Below are 8,191 nucleotides of genomic sequence, written 5' to 3'. Positions count from 1 at the left end.
CTCGCGCAGCTCGCCGGTGGCGCGGCGCTCCCGCTCGGGGTCGTCCGGCACGCGGCGGCGGCCGGCGGCCACGTCGACCAGCAGCTCGGCGATGAGCTGGCGTCCCGCCTGCAGGCGTTCCGTAGCCTGCTGCTCGTGGGCCTGGATCAGCCGCTCCAGGCGCGCTCGGGCGGACTCCAGCAGCAGCGCCAGGCTCTCGTAGAGACGCCGCTCGCCGTCCTCGGGTGGCGCCACGGTGTCGAAGCGCACCAGCGCATGCAGGCCCAGCCGTGCCAGGGCGGCGCGCCATTCCTCCTCGCGCTGCAACGGGTCGCGCACGAAGTTGAGCACCGGCAGCAGCGGCTTGCCGCAGTCGGCCAGCACGCTCAGCTCGTCGCGGTACTTGGCCAGCACCGGCTCGCGGGCGTCGATCACATACAGCCCGGCGTCCGAGGCCAGCAGCTGGCGCAGCACCTTGGCCTCCTGTTCAAAACGCTGCCGCGCCTCGGGGCCGGCGAGGAAGCGTTCCACGCGGGCCGGACCGTCGAGGCGTTCACCGGAGGGCGCCAGGCGTTCGAGGTAGTCGAGCAGCTCGATGGCATCTTCCAATCCGGGCGTGTCGTACAGCTCCAGCAGCGCCTCGCCATCCACCGACAGCCGCGCGCCCTCGACGTGGCGCGTGGTGCTCGGCCGGTGCGAGACCTCGCCGAAGCCGACGTCGCGGGTCAGGGTGCGCAGCAGCGAGGTCTTGCCGACATTGGTGTGGCCGACCACGGCCAGTTTCAGCGGCTCAGTCATGGCCCTTCTCCAGCCAGTCCAGGGACGCCTCGGCCAGACCGAGGCGCTGCAGCGCGGCGCGCCAGTCCTCCAGGCGCGCGGCATCGGTATCCACCGGCAGCAGCCAGACGCGGGTGGCCGCCGCGCTGCGCGACAGTTCGCCGAGCAGCGCCAGCGTGCCGCGATCCGGCGAGCGACGCGGGTCGCAGGCCAGCAGCAGGCGCGCGGCCGGGCGCTGGGCCAGGCGCTCCAGCAGCTGGCGCCGCTGTTCGCGGCTGTCCAGCACGCCGGCGTTGCCGACGCCTGCAGGCAGAACGGGCGGCCAGGGGTAGGCAGGGTCCAGCTCGATGCCGACCAGCAGCCGGCCCTCGGCTTCGGCGGCGAACGCGCCGGCGCGCGATTCCGGCAGCGCGGTGGGTGCGGCGTCCTGCACGCCGAGCCGTTCGCTGGGCGGTTGCAGGCGCTCACGGAGCAGGGCGTTGCCGGGCGCGTCCAGGGGCAGGCGCAGACGTCGCACACCGCGACGCCAGCGCCACAGGCAGAGCAGTCCCAACAGCAGGCGTGGCAGCAGACCGTAGATCAGCAGCACGCCCAGCAGCCACACTGCCCAGGCCTGGCGGGCGCTGTCCTCGCGCAGCGGGGACGCACCGCTGGCGCGGATCTGTTCGATGTCCGGCAGACCGAAGCCCAACAGCGCCGGCAGGGCGCCCAGCGCCTGGGTCAGCCTCACGAAGCTGTCGGCGCCCAGCAGGGTGGTTTCCCAGACGAAGCTGTAATGCCGGGTGGACAGCATGGCCAGCAGCATCGCCAGCGCGCTGAGCAGGGTCACCAGCCAGAGGCCATGGACCAGCGTGCCCAGTCCCCAGCGGGCCAGTCGCCGGCGCCGCAGCAGGATCATCAGCGCCGGCGCCAGTTGCGCGGCCTGGGCGTCCCGCGCCAGCCGTTCGCTGAGCCACAGCCAGAGCCGCCCCAAAGCCCCGCCCGCGTCGCGGGTCAGCAGCAGCCCGAGCAGCCAGCCAAACAGCGTAAGCAGATGCAGGCCGAGCAGGCTGCCCAGCGCCCAGAACACGTTGACCGGACGCTGGCCGTCACCCAGGGCGGCGAATGCCAGACCGGCGCCGGTGAGCACGGCCAGCAGGAGCAGGATCAGCAGACCCAGCCGTGCCCCCTGGCGCCAGTGACGGAGAGCGCCGCGCTGTCCGTCACGCTCGGCCAGTTGCAGGGCGCGGGATTCGATGCGCGTTTCCAGGGACGGGCCGGCGAGGCGGGCACGCCGGTTGATCTCGCCGTCCTCCAGCGGTCCGGACTGCTCCTCGCGCAGGCGAATCGCTTCGCAGAGCCAGAGACGGTCGAGGCGGGAAAGGGGCGCAGAGGACACGGCAACACTCGCAGTGGAAACTGGCGTCGAGGATAACCGCTCCCGAAAGTGTTGGCAGTGCCAAACATTTCCCCCGCGATCTGTTCACACTGCAAACCTTCCGGCGCTATTCTCGCGCCCCATGAACAGCACTCGCCTCCCCCTCGCCATGATCGCCGCCCTGGCTCGCAACCGGGTGATCGGCCTCGACAACCAGATGCCCTGGCACCTGCCGGCCGACCTCAGGCACTTCAAGACCATGACCCTCGGCAAGCCGATCATCATGGGCCGCAAGACCTGGGATTCCCTCGGCCGTCCGCTGCCCGGGCGGCTGAACATCGTGGTCAGCCGCCAGGCGGACCTGCGTCTGGAGGGCGCCGAGGTGTTCGGCTCGCTGGAGGATGCCCTGGTGCGCGCCGACGCCTGGGCGCGCGAGCAGGGCGTGGACGAACTGATGCTGATCGGCGGCGCGCAGCTGTATACCCAGGCGCTGCCGCTGGCCGAGCGCCTGTACCTGACCCGCATCGAGCTGGAGCCGGCCGGTGATGCGCACTTCCCGGAATGGCTGGACCACGAGTGGCAACGCGACAGCCATGCAGCGCATGCCGCCGAGGGTGACGCGCCGGCCTACGCCTTCGAAGCCTGGAGTCGCCGCCGCGCATGAGTGACGCGGCCGTGCGCCATGCCTGGTGGGAGGACATCCAGGCCCTGCCGCTGGGTTGCGCGCTGATCGCCCTGGGCATCAGCTTCTTCGCCCAGGCCGGGCTGCTCAGCGGTGGCACGGTGGGGCTGGCCTTCCTGCTCAACTACTGGGGCGACTGGCCGCTGGGCGGCATGTTCTTCCTGATCAACCTGCCGTTCTATGCCCTGGCACTGTGGCGCATGGGCTGGAAGTTCACCCTGCGCACCTTCTGCGCGGTGGCGCTGGTTTCGCTGTTCGTCGAGCTGACCCCCGGCTGGGTCGCCTTCTCCCATGTCGAACCGCTGTACGCCGCGCTGTTCGGCGGCTTCATGATTGGCGTCGGCCTGCTCATGCTGTTCCGCCACCGCGCCAGCCTGGGCGGGGTGAACATCCTGGCGCTGTTTCTGCAGGAACGCTTCGGCCTGCGCGCCGGGCAGGTGCAGATGGCGGTGGACGCGCTGATCGTGCTGGCGGCCATCGCCATCGTGCCGGCGGATCGGGTGCTGCTGTCGGTGCTGGGGGCGGTGTCGCTCAACCTGGTGCTGGCGCTCAATCATCGCGACGGGCGCTACAGGGGTGCCAGTTAGCGAAGCCTGGCGTGGCGCCTCAATACACCCGCAACGGCTCCTCATCCACCGCCATCAGTTGCTCGCGCAGCAGGCCGATCTGCTGGCGCCAGTAGTTTTCCGTGGTGAACCAGGGGAAGGCCGGCGGGAACGCCGGGTCGTCCCAGCGCCGCGCCAGCCAGGCGCTGTGGTGCAGCAGGCGCAGGCTGCGCAGGCCTTCCAGCAGCGGCAGCTGGCGGGTCGGGAAGTCATGGAATTCCGCATAGCCGTCGGCCAGCTCGGAGAGCTGACGCAGGCGTTCCTGACGGTCGCCGCACAGCAGCATCCACAGGTCCTGCAGGGCCGGGCCCATGCGGCAGTCGTCCAGGTCGACCACATGGAAGCTGCCATCGCGCTCCAGCAGATTGCCCGGGTGGCAGTCGCCATGCAGGCGAATGGCGCTGTAGGGCGTGGCGACGAACAGCCGGTCCAGCCGTTCCAGCAGCGCCTTGGCGGCGGCCACATAGTCGGCGCGCAGGCTGGCAGGCAGGAGCGGGCTGTCGCGCAGGGTGGCCAGCGAGGCGTGGCCGAAGTTGGTCACCGTCAGCGTTTCGCGTTCGCGGAACGGGCGGCTGGCGCCGATGGCATGCAGGCGGCCAAGCAGCTGGCCGAGGCGATACAGCTGGTCCAGATCGCCCGGCTCCGGCGCGCGACCGCCCCGGCGCGGAAACAGCGCGAAACGAAAGCCGCCGTGCTCGAACAGGCTCTCGCCATCGCGGCGCAATGGCGCCACCACTGGCACTTCGGCCTCGGCCAGTTCCTCGGTGAAGGCGTGTTCCTCGCGGATCGCCGCATCGCTCCAGCGCTGCGGGCGATAGAACTTGGCGATCAGCGGTTCGCCATCCTCGATGCCCACCTGATAGACGCGGTTCTCGTAGCTGTTCAGCGCCAGCACGCGGGCGTCGCTGACCAGGCCCAGGCTTTCCACCGCATCGAGCACCTGGTCCGGGCCGAGCGTGGCGAACGGGTGAGTGTTCACAGCGCCCTCAGCGGCAGCATCAGATGCGCGGCCAGTTGCTCGGCGGCTTCCTGGGCCGGATCGGCGGCCAGCACCAGCAGCAGGTCCTGTTGCTGCGCCTCGCGGCGCGCCTCGTCGACCAGGCGACGGGCCACGCCGCGGCCCCGGGTCAGCGCACGCACGCACAGGTGCGACAGGCGCAGGAAGTCGCCGACGGGCTGCAGGCGCGCGGCGCCCAGCAGGCGGCCGTTGAAGCGCGCCACGCGCAGGCTGCCGTCGGCCAGGCACTGCTCGATCAGCGCGGCGCCGGCGGCGAACGGCGGCAGCAGCCAGTCGGGCGCGTCGGCATAGACGTTGAGCAGGTCCTGGCGGTCCTGCTCGGTGAGCTGGGCGGGGCATTCGACGTAGACAGGCATGGCGGCATCGCTGCGGAAAAGAAAGGCGGCTAGGGTAGCAAGCCGCGCGCCGGCTGCCCAAGGGCCGCGCGGTTCCCCGGCGCGCGGGTTCCGGCCTATAATGCGCGCCCTTCGGGCTGTGGAAAACGTCCACGGCGCCCTCTGTTCTTTTGCGGAGCTGGTCATGGTCGAACGTAAGGCGTTCGTCGAACGCAACACCCTGGAAACCCGCATCAAGGCGGCGGTCAATCTCGATGGCACCGGCAAGGCGAACTTCGCCATCGGCGTGCCCTTCCTCGAGCACATGCTCGACCAGATCGCCCGCCACGGGCTGATCGATCTGGACATCGAATGCCAGGGCGACCTGCACATCGACGACCACCACACCGTGGAAGACGTGGGCATCACCCTCGGCCAGGCGTTCGCCAAGGCGGTTGGCGACAAGAAGGGCATGACCCGCTACGGGCATTCCTACGTGCCGCTGGACGAAGCCCTGTCGCGCGTGGTGATCGACTTCTCCGGGCGTCCGGGCCTGGTCATGAACGTGCCCTACACCCGCGCGACGGTCGGCAAGTTCGATGTGGACCTGTTCCAGGAATTCTTCCAGGGCTTCGTCAACCACGCCCAGGTGACCCTGCACATCGACAACCTGCGTGGCAGCAACACCCACCACCAGATCGAAACCGTGTTCAAGGCCTTCGGCCGCGCGCTGCGCATGGCCCTGACCCTGGACGAGCGCATGGCCGGGCAGATGCCCTCCACCAAGGGATGCCTGTGATGCAGACCGTCGCCGTCATCGACTACGGCATGGGCAACCTGCACTCGGTGGCCAAGGCCCTGGAACATGTCGGTGCCGGCCGTGTGCTGGTGACCAGCGACGCCCAGGTGATCCGCGAGGCGGATCGCGTGGTGTTCCCCGGCGTGGGCGCCATCCGCGATTGCATGGCCGAAATCCGCCGCCTGGGCTTCGATGCGCTGGTGCGCGAGGTCAGCCAGGATCGCCCGTTCCTCGGCATCTGCGTCGGCATGCAGGCGCTGATGGAGCGCAGCGAGGAGAACGGCGGCGTCGACTGCATCGGCCTGTTCCCTGGCCAGGTGCGCTTCTTCGGCAAGGACTTGCACGAGGACGGCGAGCACCTCAAGGTGCCGCACATGGGCTGGAACGAGGTCGAGCAGGTGGTCAGCCATCCGCTGTGGCACAACATTCCCGACCGGGCGCGCTTCTACTTCGTGCACAGCTACTACATCGAGGCCGGCAATCCGCGCCAGGTGGTGGGCCGTGGTCATTACGGCGTGGATTTCGCCGCCGTGCTGGCCGAAGGTTCGCGCTTCGCCGTGCAGTTCCACCCGGAAAAGAGCCACACCCACGGCCTGCAGCTGCTGCAGAACTTCGTGGCCTGGGACGGGCGCTGGTGAGCCGCGGCAAGGGCGCGCTGGGGGCGCTGAAGCTGGAGGCCGCCCAGGAGCAGGCCGCCGCGCAGGTGCTCAAGCGCTTCCTGGAGGAGCGCTTCGAGCTGGAGCTGGGCTCGTTCGAGGTACTGGAAGTCCTCGAGCTGATTGGCCGCGAAGTCGCCCCGCACTACTACAACAGGGCGATTGCCGACGTGCAGGCGCTGCTGGCCGACCGCTTCGCCAGCATCGAAAGTGATGTCTGGGCACTCGAGAAGAGCTGACGCCCCCTCTTCCATCGATTACCGATTATCCGATTACCGATTCGAGCAGGTTCCGAGCAATGCTGATTATCCCCGCTATCGATCTGAAGGACGGCGCCTGCGTGCGCCTGCGCCAGGGCCGCATGGAAGACTCCACGGTGTTTTCCGACGACCCGGTGAGCATGGCTGCCAAGTGGGTGGAAGGTGGTTGCCGCCGCCTGCACCTGGTCGACCTGAACGGCGCCTTCGAGGGGCAACCGGTCAACGGCGAGGTGGTCACTGCCATCGCCAGGCGTTACCCGAACCTGCCGATCCAGATCGGCGGCGGCATCCGTTCGCTGGAAACCATCGAGCACTACGTGAAGGCGGGCGTCAGCTACGTGATCATCGGCACCAAGGCGGTCAAGCAGCCGGAATTCGTCAGCGAGGCCTGCAAGGCGTTCCCTGGCAAGGTGATCGTCGGCCTGGATGCCAAGGACGGTTTCGTAGCCACCGACGGCTGGGCGGAAGTGTCCAGCGTGCAGGCGGTGGACCTGGCGCGTCGCTTCGAGGCTGACGGCGTGTCCGCGATCGTCTACACCGACATCGCCAAGGACGGAATGATGCAGGGCTGCAACGTCGAGGCCACCGCCGCGCTGGCCGCCGCCAGCCGCATCCCGGTGATCGCCTCCGGCGGCATCCACAACCTGGGTGATATCCAGAAGCTGCTGGATGCCCGCGCGCCGGGCATCATCGGCGCCATCACCGGCCGCGCCATCTACGAGGGCACCCTCGACGTGGCTGAAGCCCAGGCGCTGTGCGACGGCTTCAAGGGCTGATGTGAGCCGTAGGGTGGACAACGCTTTGCTTGTCCACCGCATACCTGGTGACCCGGTGGACAACGCTGCGCGGTTGTCCACCCTACGAGAGATATCTGTTATGGCCCTCGCCAAACGCATCATCCCTTGCCTCGACGTGGACAACGGCCGCGTGGTGAAGGGCGTCAAGTTCGAGAACATCCGCGACGCCGGCGATCCGGTGGAGATCGCTCGCCGCTACAACGAGCAGGGCGCCGACGAGATCACCTTCCTGGACATCACCGCCAGCGTCGACAACCGCGCCACCACGCTGCACACCGTCGAGCGCATGGCCAGCCAGGTGTTCATCCCGCTGACCGTGGGCGGTGGCGTGCGCACCGTGCAGGACATCCGCAACCTGCTCAACGCCGGCGCCGACAAGGTGTCGATCAACACCGCCGCGGTGTTCAACCCGGAGTTCGTCGGCGAGGCCGCCCAGCGCTTCGGCTCGCAATGCATCGTGGTGGCCATCGACGCCAAGAAGGTTTCCGCGCCGGGCGAAACGCCGCGCTGGGAAATCTTCACCCACGGCGGACGCAAGCCCACCGGCCTGGATGCCGTGCTGTGGGCGAAGAAGATGGAAGACCTGGGCGCCGGCGAGATCCTGTTGACCAGCATGGACCAGGACGGCATGAAGAGCGGCTTCGACCTGGGCGTGACCCGCGCGATCAGCGAGGCGGTGGGCATTCCGGTGATCGCCTCCGGTGGTGTCGGCAACCTGCAGCACCTGGCCGATGGCATTCTTGAAGGCAAGGCCGACGCGGTGCTGGCGGCGAGTATCTTCCACTTCGGCGAGTACACCGTGCCGGAAGCCAAAGCCTATATGGCCGCACGTGGCATCGTGGTGCGCTGAAGCGGCGACCCGTGCCTGGCGGTGTGGCGGCCGGAACAGCGCCGACCGCCCTTGTATCTCGACTACCGACCTTTTTGAGGCGATAGTCCCCGACTGA

11 protein-coding genes are annotated in these 8,191 nt (G+C 68.9%); 7 read left to right on the top strand and 4 right to left on the bottom strand.

The genetic code is table 11. The annotated features are described in order from the left end of the window. Window positions 1-777, bottom strand: a 777-nt coding sequence (locus tag AS93_RS0103740) for a DUF3482 domain-containing protein (protein ID WP_027589352.1), incomplete at its 3' end; no start/stop codon positions are given. Beyond that, entirely contained in the window at window positions 770-2,134 is a 1,365-nt protein-coding gene (locus AS93_RS0103735) for a DUF2868 domain-containing protein (protein ID WP_027589351.1), read from the bottom strand. The genes AS93_RS0103740 and AS93_RS0103735, both read right to left, overlap by 8 nt. Before the next feature lie 121 nt (window positions 2,135-2,255). On the opposite strand from AS93_RS0103735, the gene AS93_RS0103730 reads away from it, so the two are divergent. Both AS93_RS0103730 and AS93_RS0103725 read left to right on the top strand, forming a co-directional pair. Beyond that, window positions 2,256-2,777, top strand: a complete 522-nt coding sequence (locus tag AS93_RS0103730) for a dihydrofolate reductase (protein ID WP_027589350.1) — start codon at window positions 2,256-2,258, stop codon at window positions 2,775-2,777. Further along, window positions 2,774-3,382, top strand: coding sequence for a YitT family protein (locus tag AS93_RS0103725; protein WP_037008470.1), 609 nt, complete (start codon window positions 2,774-2,776; stop codon window positions 3,380-3,382). The genes AS93_RS0103730 and AS93_RS0103725 overlap by 4 nt, the downstream gene beginning before the upstream one ends. A 19-nt stretch (window positions 3,383-3,401) precedes the next feature. Here the strand turns inward: AS93_RS0103725 and AS93_RS0103720 are convergent, their stop codons facing one another. Both AS93_RS0103720 and AS93_RS0103715 read right to left on the bottom strand, forming a co-directional pair. Then, complete coding sequence (locus AS93_RS0103720) at window positions 3,402-4,379, bottom strand: serine/threonine protein kinase (RefSeq protein WP_027589348.1); 978 nt, start codon at window positions 4,377-4,379, stop codon at window positions 3,402-3,404. Continuing rightward, window positions 4,376-4,774 (bottom strand): acetyl-CoA sensor PanZ family protein, encoded by a 399-nt coding sequence (locus tag AS93_RS0103715; RefSeq protein WP_027589347.1) that lies wholly within the window; start codon window positions 4,772-4,774, stop codon window positions 4,376-4,378. The genes AS93_RS0103720 and AS93_RS0103715 overlap by 4 nt, the downstream gene beginning before the upstream one ends. A 163-nt stretch (window positions 4,775-4,937) precedes the next feature. Here AS93_RS0103715 and hisB point away from each other — a divergent pair, with 163 nt between their 5' ends. The 5 genes from hisB (at window position 4,938) to hisF (ending at window position 8,094) form a co-directional block, all read left to right on the top strand. Then, the gene (hisB, locus tag AS93_RS0103710; RefSeq protein ID WP_027589346.1) at window positions 4,938-5,531 is read left to right on the top strand and encodes an imidazoleglycerol-phosphate dehydratase HisB; all 594 of its coding nucleotides are present in this window, start codon (window positions 4,938-4,940) and stop codon (window positions 5,529-5,531) included. Further along, window positions 5,531-6,169, top strand: coding sequence for an imidazole glycerol phosphate synthase subunit HisH (gene hisH / locus AS93_RS0103705; RefSeq protein WP_027589345.1), 639 nt, complete (start codon window positions 5,531-5,533; stop codon window positions 6,167-6,169). The genes hisB and hisH overlap by 1 nt, the downstream gene beginning before the upstream one ends. Beyond that, entirely contained in the window at window positions 6,166-6,426 is a 261-nt protein-coding gene (locus tag AS93_RS0103700) for a DUF2164 domain-containing protein (RefSeq protein ID WP_037008469.1), read from the top strand. Before hisH ends, AS93_RS0103700 begins: the two co-directional genes overlap by 4 nt. A 59-nt stretch (window positions 6,427-6,485) precedes the next feature. Then, complete coding sequence (hisA, locus tag AS93_RS0103695; protein WP_027589343.1) at window positions 6,486-7,223, top strand: 1-(5-phosphoribosyl)-5-[(5-phosphoribosylamino)methylideneamino]imidazole-4-carboxamide isomerase; 738 nt, start codon at window positions 6,486-6,488, stop codon at window positions 7,221-7,223. Between the two features lie 100 nt (window positions 7,224-7,323). Next, the gene (gene hisF / locus AS93_RS0103690) at window positions 7,324-8,094 is read left to right on the top strand and encodes an imidazole glycerol phosphate synthase subunit HisF (RefSeq protein WP_027589342.1); all 771 of its coding nucleotides are present in this window, start codon (window positions 7,324-7,326) and stop codon (window positions 8,092-8,094) included. Window positions 8,095-8,191 lie beyond the last annotated feature (97 nt).

It is taken from the genome of Pseudomonas sp. RL, assembly GCF_000647775.1.
GTDB classification, from domain to species: domain Bacteria; phylum Pseudomonadota; class Gammaproteobacteria; order Pseudomonadales; family Pseudomonadaceae; genus Serpens; species Serpens flexibilis.
This window is presented reverse-complemented; position numbering and strand designations above follow the sequence as displayed.

What these genes read in the sequence shown, in the direction of transcription:
- hisA (WP_027589343.1), top strand. Translation starts at nt 6,486, where the DNA reads ATGCTGATTATCCCCGCTATCGATCTGAAGGACGGCGCCTGCGTGCGC.
- AS93_RS0103730 (WP_027589350.1), top strand. Translation starts at nt 2,256, where the DNA reads ATGAACAGCACTCGCCTCCCCCTCGCCATGATCGCCGCCCTGGCTCGC.
- AS93_RS0103725 (WP_037008470.1), top strand. Translation starts at nt 2,774, where the DNA reads ATGAGTGACGCGGCCGTGCGCCATGCCTGGTGGGAGGACATCCAGGCC.
- AS93_RS0103715 (WP_027589347.1), bottom strand. Translation starts at nt 4,774, where the DNA reads ATGCCTGTCTACGTCGAATGCCCCGCCCAGCTCACCGAGCAGGACCGC.
- hisB (WP_027589346.1), top strand. Translation starts at nt 4,938, where the DNA reads ATGGTCGAACGTAAGGCGTTCGTCGAACGCAACACCCTGGAAACCCGC.
- hisF (WP_027589342.1), top strand. Translation starts at nt 7,324, where the DNA reads ATGGCCCTCGCCAAACGCATCATCCCTTGCCTCGACGTGGACAACGGC.
- hisH (WP_027589345.1), top strand. Translation starts at nt 5,531, where the DNA reads ATGCAGACCGTCGCCGTCATCGACTACGGCATGGGCAACCTGCACTCG.